The organism is Anaerococcus sp. Marseille-P3625 (genome assembly GCF_900232825.1).
Classification (GTDB): domain Bacteria; phylum Bacillota; class Clostridia; order Tissierellales; family Peptoniphilaceae; genus Anaerococcus.
Genome location: NZ_OCTP01000010.1, coordinates 553156 through 570520 on the forward strand (window position 1 = coordinate 553156; position 17365 = coordinate 570520).

Below are 17365 nucleotides of genomic sequence, written 5' to 3' on the forward strand. Positions count from 1 at the left end.
TTTTTTAATTGTTCCTTTATTTATCGATATAATATAAGCTATCACTAGGTTTTATTTCTCCGAGTAATGATTCATCGATTTGTTTTAATCTTTCTAAAAATACTTGATAAGTTCCTTTCATTGTATCTTTATCTATGTAGCTAAAGTCCATTTTATCAATTGCTTTGCTTAACTCTTCTTTGGACATTTTGTATTTTTCACATAAGCTATCGCTTATTTCTGGATCTTGATTGATCTTTTCTATTGATTTTTTGCACAAGTCTAAGAATTTGTCAAAGTTTTCTTTGTTATTTACAAGATAATTTTTATTTACTATTATTATATCTCTTAGTAATTCACCTTTTCCAATTGGTAGTAAGGTATTAAGATTTGTTTTGTATAAATTATCTTTTTTTGCTTTGCTATAATATGGCTCTACCAATAAGGACACGAAATTATTTGATGATTTGCTTTTACTTACAATATCGTTTATATCTGGATGATATTCTATTTTTAATCTCAAAAATAAGTTAAATATACCGATTTTTTTATCTAATACTTTTGATATGTTGCCAATTGGATCTGGAATAAATACATTTTTGCCTTTTAAGTCTTCTTGTCCCCTAATTTCAGTATCACTAAGCATATATAGTTCACCTGTTTGAGTGATAGCAGCAATTTCAAAGGCTTGATTTGTTTTATTATTAAAATATGGTCCCAAATATGCAGGAATTATCCCTATATCAAATTTTCCTTGCTCAATACTACTATAATTATTGACCTTATCGGTATTTATTTTATAATCATCACTTTTTTCGATATTATCTATTAATAGATCACCACCAAAAGTCATGGATGTAATTTTATAATCAGTCTCCTTTTCTTTTGGTTTTTCTACATTAATAGTAACATCAATATTTTCTTTTTCTAAATTCTCTTTTTTGCATGAAACAAATATTAAGAGAAACATTATTATGAGAGTTATTTTTTTAAATTTAATCATTAACTTCTCTCCTATCCTCGATTGCTCTTTCTAAAGTTAGTTGATCAAAATACTCAAGATTGGAACCAACTGGTATGCCTTGGGCGATTTTTGATAGTCTAACATTTTTTTCAGCTAGTAAATTTGATAAAAATATACTTGTTGTTTCTCCTTCTATGGTTGAAGAAATTGCAAGAATTATCTCTTTTATATTTTCATCAGTGATTCTTTTTAAGAGTTTATCTATGTTTAATTCTTCTGGACCAATTCCATCTGATGGAGATATTAAGCCACCTAATACATGGTATTTGCCATGAAAGGCTCCAGATTTTTCAATAGCTATAAGGTCGTTAATATCTTCAACTACACACAAACAATCTTCATTTCTTGTTATGTCCTTACAGATATCGCAAAGATTATCTTCTGTGATATTTCCACAAATCTCACAATATTTTATCTTTTCTTTAACATCAATTAGAGCATCAGCAAATTCTTTTACGCTTTTTTCATCGCGAAAAACTATACTCATTGCAAGTCTTTGGGCAGATTTTTTGCCTATAGTAGGTAATTTTTGGAATTGTTCTATTAAATTTGATAAACTTTCTGGATATATAGCCATTACATAAGTCCAGGTATGTTTATTCCACCTGTTAATTTATCCATTTTTTGACCGCTAAATTCGTCAGCTTTTTTCATAGCATCGTTTATTGCAGCTATTATTAAATCTTCAAGCATATCGCTTTCTTCAGGATCTATTACATCAGGATCAATTTTAAGAGCAACTAGTTCTTTTTTGCCGTTAACTTTTGCAGATACTACTCCGCCACCTGATGTTGATTCAAATTCTGTTTCTTCTATTTCAAGTTGAGCCTTTTGCATCTCTTCTTGCATTTTCTTAACTTGTTTCATCATATTATTCATATTTGGTGAACCACCACGGAATCCGCCTCTTGCCATAATTATTCTCCTATTCTATAATTAGATCATCTCCAAAAACTTCTTTGAGTTTTTGAGAGTAGTCATTATTTTCTTTACTTTCTTCTATAGTATTATTATTATCTAAATTTTCTATTCTATCAAGAGAAAACTTGTAAGCTCTTCCTAAGATAGACATTAAATTTTTTTCTATATCGTCTATTTTTGTTTCTATAAAAATCTTATAATAGTCATCATTGCAAAGCATTATAAATTCATTTTCTTTTATTTTATAATTAAAACCCTCATTATTAAATAATGTTGTCAAAAAACCTCCAGCAGTATTAATTATCATCTTTTGGATTTCTTTTTCTTTTTTGGGATCTAGTCTATCAAAAATTTGCTTGGAAAATTCAATTTTTTCTTCTGATTCATTTGTTTTATCAACTTCATTACTAGATTTTGGTGAATTTGTGTTTGATACTTTAACATTTGGATTATCTATCAAAGGTTTTGAAAAATTATAATTTTTAAGCTTTTGATCTATCAAATTATTTACAATTTCTTCTATATCATTAGATGAATTTACTTCGATTGCTCTAATTCTTGATTCAAAATTTTCCATATTTTTTAACTTCACAAGTCTTAGCAAACAAACTTCTGTCAATACATCTGTATTATCAGCAAATTTTAATTTATTTTCATAATCTATAAGCAGATCCAAATAATCGCTAACTTCTAAATCGTTAATATCTTCTGATCTTTTTTTGATATAGGATAGTCTTTCTTCATCCTTAAAAAAAGAATCATTATTAGTCATTTTGTGGATTAAAATATCATCAAAATATGCTATCAAAGAGCTAATTATTTCCCTATTAGTTTTATTTTTATCTCTAATGGAAAAAAGTGTATCAAGAGATTTGAAACTGTCTTTTTTAATTATAGCTTCAGTTAATTTGTCTATTTCATAAAAATCAACCACGCCGATAAGGGATTCAACATCTTTTAATGAATAATTATCCAATTCTAAAGATAATACCTGATCCAAAAGAGATAAGGCATCACGCATAGCTCCATTTGATTTTTTTATTATCAAATTTATAGCATCATCATTCATACTAATATTTTTATCTTTTAATATCTTACTGATTTGTTGATAAATTTCTTTTCTGCCAATTTTATTAAACTCGAATCTTTGAAGCCTTGATAAAATCGTTTGCGGAATTTTTTCAATCTCAGTTGTAGCTAATATAAATACCAAATGACTTGGAGGTTCTTCCATGATTTTTAGTAGGGCATTAAAAGCCTCTCTTGTTATCATATGAGCCTCATCTATAATATAGACTTTGTATTTTAGCTTATTTGGTGGATATATTACATTATCTTTAAGATTTCTTATATCATCAATACGCCTATTGCTTGCAGCATCCATCTCAACAACATCAATTGTCGTTTCTTCTTCAATAGCCAAACAATTTTCGCATTTACCACATGGTGAGCCATCAACAGGATTTAGGCAATTGATAGCCTTGGCAAAAATTTTTGCACAAGAAGTTTTACCAGTACCTCGTTCTCCAGCAAACAAATATGCATGACTTATTTTATTTAATTTAACTTGATTTTTTAAGACATTGACAACTCTATCTTGGCCTAAAACTTTATCAAAAGTTTTGGGTCTATATTGTCTGTATAAAGCTTTTGCCATATTTTTCCTTCCTAATATTATTTATTATACCATAAATGCTTAATAGCTTTTGCAAGAATTTTAAAAAAAGGTATAATTTAATATGTTAATTGCATGGAGAGCTGTCCGAGCGGTTGAAGGAGCACGATTGGAAATCGTGTATACATATATAAAGTGTATCATGGGTTCAAATCCCATGCTCTCCGCCATGCACTAGACGGGGAACTAGCGGTGCCTTGTAACCTGCAATCCGCTACAGCAGGGTTTAATTCCTAGTCTAAGGTGTAAATTTCAATATAAGCCTATTAATTTTAGTGTTGATTGATGGGTCTTACGCAACAGAAACTTGTGAATCATGTCAGGACGGGAACGTAGCAGCATTAAGCAATTCTTTCTGTGTGCCGTAAGGTCACCTATCATGAGCTAACATTACTAGAAACTGTATTTGGAATTTGCCTCGAAGCTAGGTGTGCTTACATATATAAGTCTTGTGGAGATAATTATCTATTCTACAAGACTTTTTTAATCTTTTATTTTATTTTTATTTGATTTATAATAAATACAAAGGAGCAAATAATGATAGGTAAAAAAATAGAAAAAATGTTCAATGAACCCACCGAAAATCTTATGATTCCCGCAAGCAATGTTGCTATTGTCCACGAAGAAGATAACCTCGTTCATGCAATCCTTGTTTTATCGTCTTCTGGATATCAAACTATACCAGTTCTTGATAATGAAAATCGCGTAAGAGGTCTTATTTCTATTTCAAATATTGTAACCAATCCCCACGAGCTATCAATCTTTGATGAGGATACTTTATCGCAAATAAAAGTTTCTGAAGTTATGAATCAAATTGTTCCTATTCTTTTTGATAATTATAATCTTGAAGAAGTTTTAAGACTATTAATCAACAATAACTTCATTTGTATAACTCATAAAAATGGATATTTCGTTGGAATAATTCCTAGAAAAGTTGTAATGGAAAGATTTACCCACATTGCCCATAATTTAGAAAATATATATGAACTCAAAGAAAAATAACTCCAAGGATTAACTTGGAGTTTTATTTTTCTATAAAATTTTAAATATTGCAGATCCGTGTGGACTAATATAAATTTTTTCGTTTTTTTCTATATTTCCATTTATATTTCCAGAACCTTCATAGGAAATATCCTCACTATTTATCAATTCTTTAATTTTGTAAGGACTTTTTATGCTGTAATCAATATCTGTAAGGTTTATAATTACCAACAATTTTTCATCTTCAAATTCTCTGACAAAAGCATAAAGGCTATAACCTTCTATATCAAGAATTGTAGTTTTTGACTTTTCATCATTTAAGGCCTTATAATTCAAATAAATTTTTGATAGATCTTTATAGAATTTATTAAAAGTACCTTGGTTTTTATCCAATTCATGCATATCTATATTTTCATAAACTGAAAATGTTTGATTAGATAAAATCTCATCTCCCATAAAAAGCATCTTAGAAGAATTTAAGCTATAAAATAAGGTGAAAATTGTCTTCATCTGCTTTGATTTTTCGCTTCCGTACATTTTCATAGCAAGACTTGCCTCATCTAAGAAACTATCTATATATGAAAAACCTAAAATTTTATTTGAATTATTAGCATTTATAATTTTACCTATATCTTTTTTATAATGATTTCTTTCAAACGGCTGTTTTTGATTGATTCTTATAAGAGGTCTTAAGGAATAATCATAAACATAGTCAAATCCTAAATCAAAATCATAATTTCCATTAAAACTTGATAGAGCTAGAGATTTATTTGCATGGATAAGATCAATCAATTCTCTTATTAGGTCCATAAATTTATCATTTACTCCCCTTGAAAAATCTCCCTGCCAATAAATCATAGAATCGATATTAGAAAGTTCAATCCCATCTACATTAAATTCATTTATCCAAAAACTTATGCAAGATTTTAGATAAGATTTGGTCAAATTTTTCTCAGGGTCAAAATTTATTGTATTATGATAAGTGTAATTTATATCATCGTAATCGTAATTATAAAGCCTTGTACCGTCAAAATCATTCAGGTAATAAGAATCTGGATCAAATTGGCTAAAATCTAAATCTAAAATTATTCCAATTTTATTTTTATGGCAATTGTCAATAAATTTCTTAAAATCCTTACTTTCTCCATAACGATTAGTAAAAGCAAAAAGACCTATGCTATTAAAGCCATAAGATTTGTAATTTTTATATTCTGTAACTGGCAAAAACTTAATATAAGTAAAGTTATTAGCAATTACATGTTCTAACAAATCATCAAGAATTTGATTTTTGTCCTTGCTATCGTCCTTAAATAATGAGCCTAGATGGACTTGATAAATATTAGTTGGACTAATTTTTGTTTTTTTATTATTAAATTTATAAGAATCATCAGTTACCACTGAAGAATTCTCATTAATTAGAATTTTTCTTGAAAAAGGATCAATTTTTTTAAATTTTTGACCATTTTTATCCGTTATTATATATTGATATCTATCCTTAACTTTGGCGTTTTTTATATTAATAGAAAAAACTCCAGTTGAATAAGATCTAAGTTTTGATTCTTGCCAATCGTTGAAATCACCAATTATATGAACTTCTTTTGCATTTGGAGCAAGAATTCTAAATATGTAACCCTTATCTTTTTTGTGAGAGCCAAAAAATTTATAACCATCACTAGATAAGCCTTGTAAATACTCTCTTGTATCCATAATTCACCTCAAAAACATTATATTCTTTTAAATTAATCTTGCAAAATTCCATTTAATCACAAAAAATACAAGCTAATTGCTTGTACTTTCTTCAAATTTATTTATCATAGTTTCAGCTACTTCAGACATCATCCAATTTACTTTTTTTGCCCAATCAGGGTCTGTTGCGTAGGATTTGCCTATGGCTTCTGTGGAAACTCCTTTGTAGTAAGTTCCTTTTGGATTTAGATAATTTTCTTTTAAGTGTTTTGCTACTGTGTTAATAGAATCAGCAGGAGACTCATAATTGCTTGCTTTGTTATACGGATCGTCATCATAGGCGTTAAAGCCAAAAAGATTATTTTTGTTTACAAATAATTGGCTTGTTCCATTGCCAGTTTCATGTTTTGCCATTGCCATTAAAAGAATAGCATTTACTCCATAAGTTTCTTCAGCTTTTTTAAAATCTTTACCAAGACCCCTAAGACCTGTATCTTCTATGGCAGATTCTAATTCATCGGCTGTAAATTCTGTTTCTTTTAAAAGATAAAAGCTACTACTTTCGTTAATTTTAGCTGATTTTTTATTTTTAAAGTCATCAAGATCCTTTTTTAATTTGTTAAAAACTAAAGCTCTTTCTTCTTTTAAAAGACTAGTTTGATAATTTATTTGATTTAATCCAGCCATAAGATTTTTCTTTTTTTCTTCTTTACTGGCATAGGCTAATCTTGTAGTAATAAAAATAAGCATTAAGATTATTAAAAATCCTAAGCTTATTATTTTAAAATTTTTCTTTTTTCTTTTCATATAATAACCTTACTTTTTTTATAGATTATATACTTGTAAGGCTATATTAGCAAGCTATTTATTCATTTTTCTTGAGCCAGGTTTGATAGCTTGTGTGTCTTTTAAACTATCTGGCAAATCATCAGCATCCCAAGTATTTATATCAAGTTTTGTTGCTGAAATTATTGGAAGTCCATTTATTTCGTCTTTTTTTGATCTATTTACTATTGATGTTAGTGCCAAAACATTTCCGCCAAGATTTTTGATTACATCGACTGTTTCAAATGAAGATTTGCCTGTAGTAATTACATCTTCAACAATTATAACATTTGCCCCTTCTTCTATTTCAAAACCACGGCGAAGTGTCATAATATTGTCAACTCTTTCAGTAAAAATTGCTGGTACTCCAAGTGCTCTTGCTACTTCATAAGCTATTATAATTCCACCCATAGCAGGTCCAACACAAAGATCTACTTTTATAGATTTTTCTTTAATTTTTTCTGCTATAATTTTTGCAACTTCTTCACAGTATTCTGGATGAGCAATTAATTTTGCACATTGAATATATCTGTCTGAATGTTTGCCTGATGACAATAAGAAATGACCTTCAAGTAAGGCGTTTGATTTTTTTAACAATTCTAATGTTTTATCCATTTTTTCTCCTATATTATTTTCGTAATTTCACTTAAATTACTTATATTTTCCTCTTGCATATATTTTTCTATTCCATTAGCAATATCTATCATTGTATTATAATCAATAAAATTAGCCGTTCCAACTTCTATTGCTACTGCTCCTGCCATGATAAATTCAAGGGCGTCTTTATAATTCATTATTCCACCCATGCCAACAACTGGAATATCAACAGCATTAGCTGCTTCATAAACCATTCTTAAAGCTATTGGTTTTATTGCAGGACCTGAAAGTCCAGCCGTTTTATTGGCAAAAATCGGAGCTTTTTTTCTAATATCAATTGCTAGAGCATTAAAGGTATTTACTAAAGAAATTGCATCGCAACCCTCATCTTCAGCAATTTTTGCAAATTCTCCTATTGAACCAACATTTGGAGATAGCTTTACCATTAATGGTTTTTGGGTTGCTTTTCTTACTTTTCTTATAACTTCACTTGCTTTAATAGGATCAGTGCCAAAAGCCATGCCACCTTCTTTTACATTTGGGCAAGAAATATTCAATTCTATCATAGGAACTTCAGTCTTATCTAAAATACTAGCTCCTTTGACATAATCGCTAACGCTATGACCCCCAAGATTTGCAATTGTAACAGTATCTTGTTTTAACAAAAAAGCTAATTCTTCTTTTACAAAATAATCAATACCGGGATTTTGAAGTCCAATGGAGTTCATTATTCCTGCTGGTGTTTCATAAATTCTAATACCTTTATTGCCTAAATTTTTATTTAAAGTAAGACCTTTTGAACATATACCACCAATCTTTGATAAATCTATATATTCTGCAAATTCTCTACCAAAACCAAATGTACCACTTGCTGCTATAACTGGATTTTTAAAATGAACTCCAGCAATTTCTACTGATAAATTCATCCGAAAACCTCCTTTGAATCAAAACAAGGGCCATCCTTACAAACTCTTATAAAATCATGACTTGCATTTTCTACAGTACATCCAAGGCAAGCACCGATTCCGCAAGCCATATGAGCTTCCATGGAAACTTGAATTTTTGCTTTTTTGTTTTTTTCATGGATAGCTTTTAGCATTGGATTTGGTCCGCAAGCATAAATTATATCGTAATCATTTGGATCAAAAAGATCTGTCACTAATTTACCATCATTTTTATATGATGTATAAGATACGGATTTTACATAAGGCTTAAATTCATCGACAAAATAAGGATCGTAGGTAAATCCTGCAAAAAAATCAGCCTTAGTTTCTAAAATTTTTGCTAAATATAATAAGGGAGCTATGCCAATCCCACCAGCTACTATGGCGATTTTTTTATCCTTAGAATCACTTAAATCGAAGCCATTGCCCAAAGGTCCTAAAATTTTTACCTTATGACCTTCTTTAAGGCCAGACATTATTTCAGTTCCCTCTCCTACAACTTGATATAGGAGTGTTAGCTTGCCATCTTCATCATCACAAACTCCAAAAGGCCTGGATAATAAGGGTTCATTTCTGAAATCTTCAGTTCTAAACATGAAAAATTGACCAGGCTTAGCATCTAAATTTACATCGACAAGCATTTTATAAATGTCAGTTGAAATTTTTGTATTTTCTGTTATAGGTCCGATTTTATAAGTTTTCATTAGCCAAGATTACCTCTCTGGTTTTTATAGCTGCTTCTCTTGCGTATTTTCCTATATTATCTTTGCCATCTTCATAATCCATATAGGCTTTAAGAACTTTTCTGGAATTATTTACAACTCCACCATTTTTATTTTTCAAAAGTTTAAAGACGTTTAAACTATCAGCTCCTTGTGCACCAAAACCTGGAATTAAGAAAAATTGATTAGGATATCTTTGTCTAATTTTTTCAACTTCTTTAGTATGAGTTGCTCCAACAACAAGTCCTATCGGTCCAAAACCACATTGTCCTAAGTAATTATCATTTAATTCTTTCATTTTATCGCCTATGGCAAAAAATAATTCTTCATCATTAGTCATAACTGTTTCAAAATCATTTGCACCAGGATTTGAAGTTCTAAGTAAGACAAAAACTCCTTTTTCTCCACTTTCAATATAAGGCAAATATGGAGAAATTGAATCCATGCCCATATAAGGATTTAAAGTTATAAAATCAGCTTCGAAATCTCCCTCAAAGTGAGCTTTGGCATATTGGCTTGCTGAGGCTGCTATATCAGATCTTTTGACATCCGCGATAGATAAGAGATTTTTTTCTCTTAAATATTTTAAAGTATCTCTATAAGCTATCATTCCTTCAATTCCATAAGATTCGTAATAGGCAATTTGAATTTTATAAATTGCACAAACATCATAAGTGTGGTCAATTATTTCTTTGTTAAAATTAAAAATTGCCTGGCTTAATCTTAGGCCTTCTTTCATTTGATCTGGAATATAATCATAAGAAGTATCAAGACCCACACAAACAAAGCCTTTTTGGGAAACTTCCTCATAAAGTCTATCAATTATCTTCATATTTTAAAACTCCTTTCTTATAAACTCTCTTTACTCGTCCAGCTAAAGTTTTTCCTATCATTAGGGAATTTTTTGATTTTGACAAAATTTCATCTTCCCTATAAGTATATTCTTCATCTAAATCTATCAATGTAAAATCAGCCTCATAACCGATTTTAAGTTTTCCCTTATTTAATCCCAAAATTTTTGCTGGATTTGTTGACATTAGTTTTATAAGATGATTTAAAGATATTTCTCCAGATTTTACCAAAACTTCATAGACGGTTGAAAAACTTGTCTCTAGTCCCAAAAATCCTGGAGATCCTTTTTCTTTGTCTTCTTTGGAATGAGGAGCATGGTCTGTAGATATGCAATCTACAACTCCTTTTTTTATCATTTCTATAAGAGTTAATCTATCAATTTCACTTCTTATTGGTGGATTTACCTTTACTTCTTCTCTTTTTTTATCAGCTAAGTAAAGATGGTGAGGTGTTACTTCGCAAGTTATTTTTGCTCCTAAGTTTTTAAAATATTCTATAGCTTTAATTGATCCCCTGGTGGAAACATGGGAAAAATGCACTGGACAATCAAGTTTATAAGCATAATAACAATCTCTAAGAGTCATAGCATCTTCTGCAATTTCGTAATCAATAGGTGAAACTCCCCTAACTTCTTCGTGCAAAGTCATATTTACACCAAGCTCTTTTGCTTTAAGCATTGCCTTATACATGGTTAAATCGTCATCTACTCCATGTCCATCATCTGAAATGAATTTAACTGATTTTGGCAAATTATCCAAATGATCCAAGGTTTTTCCATCAAAATCTTTCGTTATGGTATAAACTTGATTTATATCTATCAAATCAAGATCTTTTGCTCTTTTCATTATGTCTTCGTAAATTTCAACTGATGAAACAGTTGGTTTGGTGTTACCCATCAAAAGAACAGAAGTAAAGCCACCCTTTAGGGCAGCTTTTGATCCGCTTTCTAAATCTTCTTTGTAGGTAAATCCAGGATCTCTAAAGTGAACGTGCATATCTACAAAAGAAGGAAGTAGAGCAAGATTATTACAATCTATAAGCTCAGTTTGATCGTCAATTTCAAATTCTTCAACTATTATCCCATCTTTTACATAAATAGGCTTATTTGAAATTTTGACATCATCAAAACAATAAGCATTTTGGAAAACTTTTTTCATTTTATTCTTCTACATCGTAAATGTGTCCACAATAAACACATCTATATGATTTTTCTTCATTATGTAGTAGTTCAAATTTTGATTTTACGCTTCTTTCAGAAGTTGAAACGCATTTTGGATTTTGGCAAACTAATATGTCTTCAATTTCTTCTGGAAGTTCAAGCGATTTTTTCTCAACAACTTTTTCATCTTTAATAATATTTACTGTAGCAGATGGATCTATTATTGCAACTGCATCTAAGTTTAGATCTGTGTGATTTTCAATTTTAATTATATCTTTTTTGCCCATTGCTGAAGAAGAAGCTCCGAGTATTAGTGCAACCTCATCTTCTAAACTTTCTAAATTTAAAAGGTTAAAGATTTTTAAACCGTTACCTGCTTTTATGTGATCTATTACTATTCCATCTTTTAAACTGGTAATCTCAAGCATTGTTTGCCTCCAATAATTTCATAATAAGTGCCATTCTTACATACATACCAAATTTTACTTGGTTAAAATAAACTGCTCTTGGGTCTTTATCCACTTCTGTTGCTATTTCATTAACTCTTGGTAGTGGATGTAGAACTATCATATCATCTTTTGCAAGTTTCATCTTTTCACAATCCAAAACATAAGAATCTTTTAGTCTGGTGTATTGACTTTGAGAGAAAAATCTTTCTTTTTGAATTCTTGTCATATAAAGAATATCACATTCTGGTATAACTTCTTCTAAGTTTCTAACTTCTTTGTATTGTGAATTGGCATCAAATACTTCTTCTTTTACATATTGAGGAAGTTTTAGCTCATCTGGAGAAATTAGAATAAATTTGTTATTATCAAATAAATTCATAACTTTTATTAATGAATGGACTGTTCTACCATATTTTAAATCTCCAACCAAACCAATGGTGTGATTTTCCAAACTGTGTTTGTATTGGCTAATGGTTAATACATCTGTTAAAGTTTGAGTTGGATGTTGGTGGCCACCATCGCCAGCATTTATTATAGGACAATCAGCTGTAAGACTTGCAAGATATGCTGCACCTTCTTGAGGGTGACGCATAGCAATAATATCTGCGTATTGGCTAACAGTTCTTACTGTATCTTGTAAGCTTTCTCCTTTTGTTGTAGAAGAAGATCCAGCTTCTGAAAAGCCTAAAACTTTTCCGCCTAATCTGTCCATAGCTGCAGTAAATGAAAGTCTTGTCCTTGTTGAAGGCTCAAAAAAAAGAGTCCCTAAGATTTTTCCATCACATACATGGGAAAAATCTTCTGGACTCTTAACTATTTCATTTGCTAAGTCAACTATTTCATATAAATCCTCTTTGGTTAAATCTTCAGAACTTAATAAATTTTTTATGTTGATCATTTAGCACTCCTTAAGTTTTTTTAAATTTTACACGAAAATAAGTATTAAGTCAATAGTAATTTTTAATTTTTTAACCTATCTCTTAGCTCGCTAATAGATAAAGTTGTTACATTATCCCTATCAACTCCCAAGTCATCAATGATTTCATCGATTTTGCCTTGGTTTGTAAATTCTATTTCCATATAAGGATCAGGATAAGTTTTTTTATCCCAAATGTCAATGTCAAATCTTTGATTCTTATAAGAATAAGACTTGCGTTTTTTATCTCCCTTATATTCTAATTTTATGCCAAGTTTGCTTAAAATACTTGTCATAACAGAAACAGAATCTATATTAACAGTATACTCATTATTAACTCTGAAATCATCAGAATTTTTAAATTCTTTAAAAGTTAATTCAATGATTTTTTTTCCATCTTCAAACTTGCTTTCACGAATCCTCAAATATCCATCAGCAAATTCTCCTTCTTCTGGAATAAATGTATAATTTGTTTGCTCTTCTTCAGAGATCTTCTTTGCTCCCAATGAAAGTAATTTATCTTCCATCTCTTCTACATCAATATTTAATACTTTTACTTCAATTTCTCTTTGCATTATATAATCCTTACCGGGGCAAAATCAAGGTAATCACCAGATACACACCTTACCCCTATTCCTTTAATATTCCCTTCTTTTATCAATCTATGTCCAAAGCCATGGAGGTGACCATATACTAAAAAATCCACCTGGTAATCTAAACATATATCAAAAAATTCATTAAAATCTCCTGAAGAATTTATCGGAGGGTAATGTAACATCACAATTTTTTTATTAGCTTTACTTTCCTTTAACGAATTTTCTAATCTAAGTAATTCCCTTTGAAAAATTTTCTCATCGTGTTCAGTAAAATCCTTGCTATCTCTTGAAATCCAGCCACGAGTCCCACATATATCATAATCCTCATAGGAAAAATGATTGTTTTGTAAAAATTCCATAGATTTTAGACCCAAATTATTAATTTTACTAAGAGAAGTCCACCAATAATCATGATTTCCTTTTAGCAAAATTTTTCTTCCATTCAAATCATCAATCTTTTTTAAATCTATATAAGCATCATCAAGACTCATTGCCCAAGAAATATCACCAGGGATTAAGATACAATCATCTTTTCCTACAAATTTATTCCAGTTTTTAAAAATTTTTTCCTGATAATCCTTCCAATCATCTCCAAATACTTCCATGCTCTTTTGGTTTGTATAATCAAGATGTAAATCAGCCAGAGCAAAGATCATATTTCCTCCAAATAAATTTTATTATAAGTTATAGCTTCAGAATCTAAAATTTCCATTTCTCTTTTATGGCAAGTAAAATAAATTATCTGTCTAGACCTAGTCAAATCCAACAAAAAATACAAGGCGTTTCTAAGTCTATCTAAATCATAATTTATAAAAGCATCATCAAAAATCAAAAAGTCATGAGAATTTTTTTCGTTAATCGAATACTTAAAGGCAAAATTTAATTGATCATAAAAACCAGTAGAAAGTCTATCTATACCTAAAATTTCTCCACTATTGGTAAATACTTTTGCCTTTAAATCCTTATCGTAGATGATTTTTTCATATCTTCCTCTAGTCAAAATGTTAATCATTTCTGAAACTTTCTTGTCGTAGTCATCTAAAGATTCTTTAGAGCTTTCAATTATTGCAATTATCTTATCTTTAGCTAAATTAATAGCTTTGATTTCATTTTCCATATCATTAAGCTTTTCTTTTAAAGTTTCAAATTCATTAGTAAGATTTGGCAATTTTGAAAGCTCATCTTCAAATATTGCTAGATTTTTTTCTAAATCTACATTTGTTTTTATCAAAGATTCAAGTTCATTTTCGTAAATATTAATTTTATCTTCAACTTCTCTAATATTTATATCTTGCTTACTGGAATAATTTTCTAAATTTTCTGATTTTTCTTGATTTTCAAGAATACTTAATATTTCTTCTATCTTTTCTTTTTCATTTTTTATCTCAATAAATTCTAAATACTTGCTCTCATTAGCATTATACTCTTTATTGCTAATCTTACTTAGATTATTAAATTTAAGCCATTGAAATAGACAAAATAAAGTAGCCAATACTAATCCAAGGGCAAAAATAAAAATATTATTTTTATAAAAAGCAAAAATTGCCGATATAATAAGCAAAGCTAGACCTATAAAATAATTATTTTTATTAAAAGTTAAATTTTCGTTTCTATTGGCATAATAGTCATCATAGTTTTTATATTTTTCAAGCTTCTTATCAACCATTTTTAGTTGGTTTTCATATTTTAGCTGCTCTTTGAGGTTATTATTTCGAAGATTTTTTCTAAAGGAATCTCTTAGATCTTTAAAATTATTTAAATCCTCAGAAATCCTAGCAATTTCTTCTCTATTTTTTTCCAAATTTTTAAATTCTTCGATGTAAGAATTTCTAAGTATTTTTAGTTTTGAGATTTCATTTTCTAAATAAGTAAATTGTTTTTTAGTTTTTGCGTAAGGCTTGCTATAAGCCCTATCTGTTCCAATATCAGCTAAAGATTTATCCAAAATTTCTAAAGCATTGGAAGATGAAAAAATATAATCATCTTTGTTGATAAGCATTTCTAATATTTTCTCTTTTGTTTGTGAACTTGATTCTTGACTTTGATAAATGGAAGTCAAATCTTTGTAAATATCATAAGAAATTCCTAGTAAAAATTCTCCTGGGAAAGCTAAATTGCTATTTTTACTAGCCACGATTTCCTTAGAATTCAAATCGTAAATTTCATAAGATCCATCTGAAAAATTTCTGCTAATCCTATAATCCACATCATCCTTAGAAAAAATACCATAACCACTATACTTATATGATGAAAGCGGCCTATAAATTTCGTGTTTTTGATTAAAATGACGTATTTTTTTACCATCGTCAAAGCCATAAAGCAAGGCTTCGATAAAACTTACAATTGTAGATTTGCCCGATTCATTTTTCCCATATATAAGATTAAAATTTTTACTAAATTCTATGCTGGTATCAGAAAATTGCCCAAAGGAAATGATATGCAATTTTTTTATAAAAACGCTCATTTTTTGCTCCTTAAAATTGCATCCATTCCTATTTGGTAGGCTCTTTTTTCAATCTCATTTAAAGGCCTCTCAAAGTCATCGGCAAATTTACTTAAAAGAGAATTGGGAAATAATTTGATTTCATTCTCAAAAGTATTTTCTTTTGTAAATATAATCTCAATATAATGAGAGTTTATAGAATTTTTTATTATAGAAATATCAAAATCATTTGCTTGATCAAAATTTAATCTCAAAAAATTTATTTTATCCGAAAGATTTTCATTTACAAATCTAATAATTTCTTCTTCATCTTTAAATTGTTCAGACGAAATATCAAAAATATTATATTTCATTTGACTAGACGAAATATGATCAATTTTCCCATTATCGTATAAAAAATATCCAAAATCACCATGATCTGTAAAATCAAAAGGCTCGACAGATCCTGGATTATAGATATTATTTTTTATAAAAGTCTTATGAATATGACCTAGGCCTATATAATCATATCCTAAGGCATTTAATTTATTAAAATCTAAATCAAGATAAGAACTTTTAGTATTTGATAAATTTCCATGAACCATTAGTATATTATAAAACGATTTGTCAAGCTTTAATTCATAAGGAAAATCTTTATCATATATCCTATCTTTGTAAGATAGGCCGTAAATTCTAATACCGTCATTCTCATAAAAAGATAAATTATCGTTCATAAAGATATGAAAATTAGAAGGCTTTGATTTTAAAAAAATCTCATTTGTTTGATCGATATAATCGTGGTTGCCAGTTACATAATAAATGTCCTTGGAAAAATTTTCAAAAATATTAAATAAATACTTGTAATCTTTTTGGGAAAAATAATCTCGTTCAAATAAATCTCCACAGATTAATGCAAAATTAGCATCTTTATTAGATGTAAAAATATTTTCAAAAGATTCCCATCTAATCTTATTAATAAAATTTCCTTTATTATCATCATAAGTATTTCTTGTTGATAAATGGCAATCTGCTAGATGAATAAATTTCATAATATGTTAAGTGCCTTTATTAATTTTTTCTTATCTTCTATTTGAAAAACTGTTATAGACCCATTTTCTATCCAGAAATTATCCCAAGCTGAAAGATCTTTTAATATCCAAAATAAAGAAGCTTTTATGGCAATTCCATGGGAAATGCAAAGGGCATTCTCATTTTTTTCTACTAATTCATCGTAAAATTCACTAAGTCTATTAATAAGATCTAATCTATTTTCCCCATTTGGATATTTTATATGAAAAATATCATCTTTCTGATTTTGGAAAAAATTATCGTAAGTATTAAAGACATAATCATAAGATTTGCCCTTAAAATCTCCAAAATCCATCTCATTAAGCCTGCTATCGCTAGTAAAATTTTCAAAGCCTAAAATTTGTGCAGTTTGTTTGGCTCTTAGAAGATCTGAAGTATATATTCTATCAATTTTAAAATCTTTAAGCTTTTCTTTTGTTTTTTTCAATAGTTCATAGGAACTTTCATCAAGACTTGTATCTTCTGTGGAAAAAATTCTTTCTTTGTTGGCCTTAGTTAAGCCATGGCGGACTAAAATTATTTCCATAT

General features: G+C 28.9%; 19 protein-coding genes, 1 tRNA gene and 1 other RNA gene. 3 read left to right on the forward strand and 18 right to left on the reverse strand.

The window, feature by feature from the left end; all coding sequences use genetic code 11:
• Window positions 1–16: 16 nt before the first annotated feature.
• Genes CS884_RS04015 through dnaX form a run of 4 tightly spaced genes read right to left on the reverse strand, consistent with a single transcriptional unit; the run spans window position 17 to window position 3581 of the window.
• Complete coding sequence (locus tag CS884_RS04015) at window positions 17–982, reverse strand: hypothetical protein (protein ID WP_099320785.1); 966 nt, start codon at window positions 980–982, stop codon at window positions 17–19.
• Entirely contained in the window at window positions 975–1580 is a 606-nt protein-coding gene (recR, locus tag CS884_RS04020) for a recombination mediator RecR (RefSeq protein ID WP_099320786.1), read from the reverse strand. Before recR ends, CS884_RS04015 begins: the two co-directional genes overlap by 8 nt.
• Entirely contained in the window at window positions 1580–1918 is a 339-nt protein-coding gene (locus CS884_RS04025; RefSeq protein WP_099320787.1) for a YbaB/EbfC family nucleoid-associated protein, read from the reverse strand. Before CS884_RS04025 ends, recR begins: the two co-directional genes overlap by 1 nt.
• Window positions 1919–1928: 10 nt before the next feature.
• Window positions 1929–3581, reverse strand: coding sequence for a DNA polymerase III subunit gamma/tau (gene dnaX / locus CS884_RS04030; protein WP_099320788.1), 1653 nt, complete (start codon window positions 3579–3581; stop codon window positions 1929–1931).
• 95 nt (window positions 3582–3676) lie between these two features.
• On the opposite strand from dnaX, the gene CS884_RS04035 reads away from it, so the two are divergent.
• From CS884_RS04035 to cbpB, 3 genes are all read left to right on the forward strand, one after another.
• A tRNA-Ser gene (locus tag CS884_RS04035) sits at window positions 3677–3769 on the forward strand.
• An RNA gene (ffs, locus tag CS884_RS04040) (signal recognition particle sRNA large type) lies at window positions 3769–4035 on the forward strand. The genes CS884_RS04035 and ffs overlap by 1 nt, the downstream gene beginning before the upstream one ends.
• Before the next feature lie 101 nt (window positions 4036–4136).
• The gene (gene cbpB, locus CS884_RS04045) at window positions 4137–4601 is read left to right on the forward strand and encodes a cyclic-di-AMP-binding protein CbpB (protein ID WP_099320789.1); all 465 of its coding nucleotides are present in this window, start codon (window positions 4137–4139) and stop codon (window positions 4599–4601) included.
• 30 nt (window positions 4602–4631) lie between these two features.
• Here the strand turns inward: cbpB and CS884_RS04050 are convergent, their stop codons facing one another.
• The 14 genes from CS884_RS04050 to CS884_RS04115 all read right to left on the reverse strand — a co-directional run bounded on the left by CS884_RS04050 (window position 4632) and on the right by CS884_RS04115 (window position 17363).
• Window positions 4632–6287 (reverse strand): alpha amylase C-terminal domain-containing protein, encoded by a 1656-nt coding sequence (locus tag CS884_RS04050; RefSeq protein WP_099320790.1) that lies wholly within the window; start codon window positions 6285–6287, stop codon window positions 4632–4634.
• A 72-nt stretch (window positions 6288–6359) separates the two neighbouring features.
• Complete coding sequence (locus tag CS884_RS04055) at window positions 6360–7073, reverse strand: glucosaminidase domain-containing protein (protein WP_099320791.1); 714 nt, start codon at window positions 7071–7073, stop codon at window positions 6360–6362.
• 54 nt (window positions 7074–7127) lie between these two features.
• Entirely contained in the window at window positions 7128–7706 is a 579-nt protein-coding gene (gene pyrE / locus CS884_RS04060; protein WP_099320792.1) for an orotate phosphoribosyltransferase, read from the reverse strand.
• An 8-nt stretch (window positions 7707–7714) separates the two neighbouring features.
• Window positions 7715–8614, reverse strand: coding sequence for a dihydroorotate dehydrogenase (locus tag CS884_RS04065; protein ID WP_099320793.1), 900 nt, complete (start codon window positions 8612–8614; stop codon window positions 7715–7717).
• Window positions 8611–9336: a dihydroorotate dehydrogenase electron transfer subunit gene (locus CS884_RS04070; protein ID WP_099320794.1), complete on the reverse strand. Its 726-nt coding sequence runs from the start codon at window positions 9334–9336 to the stop codon at window positions 8611–8613. The genes CS884_RS04065 and CS884_RS04070 overlap by 4 nt, the downstream gene beginning before the upstream one ends.
• Window positions 9323–10186, reverse strand: a complete 864-nt coding sequence (gene pyrF, locus CS884_RS04075) for an orotidine-5'-phosphate decarboxylase (RefSeq protein WP_099320795.1) — start codon at window positions 10184–10186, stop codon at window positions 9323–9325. Before pyrF ends, CS884_RS04070 begins: the two co-directional genes overlap by 14 nt.
• Entirely contained in the window at window positions 10173–11363 is a 1191-nt protein-coding gene (locus CS884_RS04080; RefSeq protein WP_099320796.1) for a dihydroorotase, read from the reverse strand. Before CS884_RS04080 ends, pyrF begins: the two co-directional genes overlap by 14 nt.
• Window position 11364: 1 nt before the next feature.
• On the reverse strand, window positions 11365–11793 hold the full coding sequence (locus CS884_RS04085; protein ID WP_099320797.1) for an aspartate carbamoyltransferase regulatory subunit: 429 nt from the start codon (window positions 11791–11793) through the stop codon (window positions 11365–11367).
• Window positions 11786–12712 (reverse strand): aspartate carbamoyltransferase, encoded by a 927-nt coding sequence (pyrB, locus tag CS884_RS04090; protein ID WP_099320798.1) that lies wholly within the window; start codon window positions 12710–12712, stop codon window positions 11786–11788. Before pyrB ends, CS884_RS04085 begins: the two co-directional genes overlap by 8 nt.
• 62 nt (window positions 12713–12774) lie before the next feature.
• Window positions 12775–13305, reverse strand: a complete 531-nt coding sequence (locus CS884_RS04095; RefSeq protein ID WP_099320799.1) for a class IV adenylate cyclase — start codon at window positions 13303–13305, stop codon at window positions 12775–12777.
• Complete coding sequence (locus tag CS884_RS04100) at window positions 13305–13982, reverse strand: metallophosphoesterase (RefSeq protein ID WP_099320800.1); 678 nt, start codon at window positions 13980–13982, stop codon at window positions 13305–13307. Before CS884_RS04100 ends, CS884_RS04095 begins: the two co-directional genes overlap by 1 nt.
• Window positions 13979–15790 carry an ATP-binding protein gene (locus CS884_RS04105; RefSeq protein ID WP_099320801.1) on the reverse strand — a complete coding sequence of 604 codons (1812 nt, stop codon included), beginning with the start codon at window positions 15788–15790 and terminating at the stop codon, window positions 13979–13981. Before CS884_RS04105 ends, CS884_RS04100 begins: the two co-directional genes overlap by 4 nt.
• Window positions 15787–16797 (reverse strand): metallophosphoesterase family protein, encoded by a 1011-nt coding sequence (locus CS884_RS04110; RefSeq protein ID WP_099320802.1) that lies wholly within the window; start codon window positions 16795–16797, stop codon window positions 15787–15789. The genes CS884_RS04105 and CS884_RS04110 overlap by 4 nt, the downstream gene beginning before the upstream one ends.
• A complete protein-coding gene (locus CS884_RS04115; protein WP_099320803.1) occupies window positions 16794–17363 on the reverse strand; it encodes a histidine phosphatase family protein in 570 nt (189 codons plus the stop codon). The genes CS884_RS04110 and CS884_RS04115 overlap by 4 nt, the downstream gene beginning before the upstream one ends.
• Window positions 17364–17365: the final 2 nt, after the last annotated feature.

Bases quoted from the DNA above. Each gene is read 5' to 3' on its own strand.
- CS884_RS04080 (WP_099320796.1), bottom strand. From the start codon at position 11,363: ATGAAAAAAGTTTTCCAAAATGCTTATTGTTTTGATGATGTCAAAATT.
- pyrE (WP_099320792.1), bottom strand. From the start codon at position 7,706: ATGGATAAAACATTAGAATTGTTAAAAAAATCAAACGCCTTACTTGAA.
- CS884_RS04100 (WP_099320800.1), bottom strand. From the start codon at position 13,982: ATGATCTTTGCTCTGGCTGATTTACATCTTGATTATACAAACCAAAAG.
- CS884_RS04110 (WP_099320802.1), bottom strand. From the start codon at position 16,797: ATGAAATTTATTCATCTAGCAGATTGCCATTTATCAACAAGAAATACT.
- recR (WP_099320786.1), bottom strand. From the start codon at position 1,580: ATGGCTATATATCCAGAAAGTTTATCAAATTTAATAGAACAATTCCAA.
- CS884_RS04115 (WP_099320803.1), bottom strand. From the start codon at position 17,363: ATGGAAATAATTTTAGTCCGCCATGGCTTAACTAAGGCCAACAAAGAA.
- dnaX (WP_099320788.1), bottom strand. From the start codon at position 3,581: ATGGCAAAAGCTTTATACAGACAATATAGACCCAAAACTTTTGATAAA.
- pyrB (WP_099320798.1), bottom strand. From the start codon at position 12,712: ATGATCAACATAAAAAATTTATTAAGTTCTGAAGATTTAACCAAAGAG.
- CS884_RS04055 (WP_099320791.1), bottom strand. From the start codon at position 7,073: ATGAAAAGAAAAAAGAAAAATTTTAAAATAATAAGCTTAGGATTTTTA.
- CS884_RS04065 (WP_099320793.1), bottom strand. From the start codon at position 8,614: ATGAATTTATCAGTAGAAATTGCTGGAGTTCATTTTAAAAATCCAGTT.
- CS884_RS04070 (WP_099320794.1), bottom strand. From the start codon at position 9,336: ATGAAAACTTATAAAATCGGACCTATAACAGAAAATACAAAAATTTCA.
- CS884_RS04095 (WP_099320799.1), bottom strand. From the start codon at position 13,305: ATGCAAAGAGAAATTGAAGTAAAAGTATTAAATATTGATGTAGAAGAG.
- CS884_RS04050 (WP_099320790.1), bottom strand. From the start codon at position 6,287: ATGGATACAAGAGAGTATTTACAAGGCTTATCTAGTGATGGTTATAAA.
- CS884_RS04025 (WP_099320787.1), bottom strand. From the start codon at position 1,918: ATGGCAAGAGGCGGATTCCGTGGTGGTTCACCAAATATGAATAATATG.
- CS884_RS04105 (WP_099320801.1), bottom strand. From the start codon at position 15,790: ATGAGCGTTTTTATAAAAAAATTGCATATCATTTCCTTTGGGCAATTT.
- CS884_RS04015 (WP_099320785.1), bottom strand. From the start codon at position 982: ATGATTAAATTTAAAAAAATAACTCTCATAATAATGTTTCTCTTAATA.
- pyrF (WP_099320795.1), bottom strand. From the start codon at position 10,186: ATGAAGATAATTGATAGACTTTATGAGGAAGTTTCCCAAAAAGGCTTT.
- cbpB (WP_099320789.1), top strand. From the start codon at position 4,137: ATGATAGGTAAAAAAATAGAAAAAATGTTCAATGAACCCACCGAAAAT.
- CS884_RS04085 (WP_099320797.1), bottom strand. From the start codon at position 11,793: ATGCTTGAGATTACCAGTTTAAAAGATGGAATAGTAATAGATCACATA.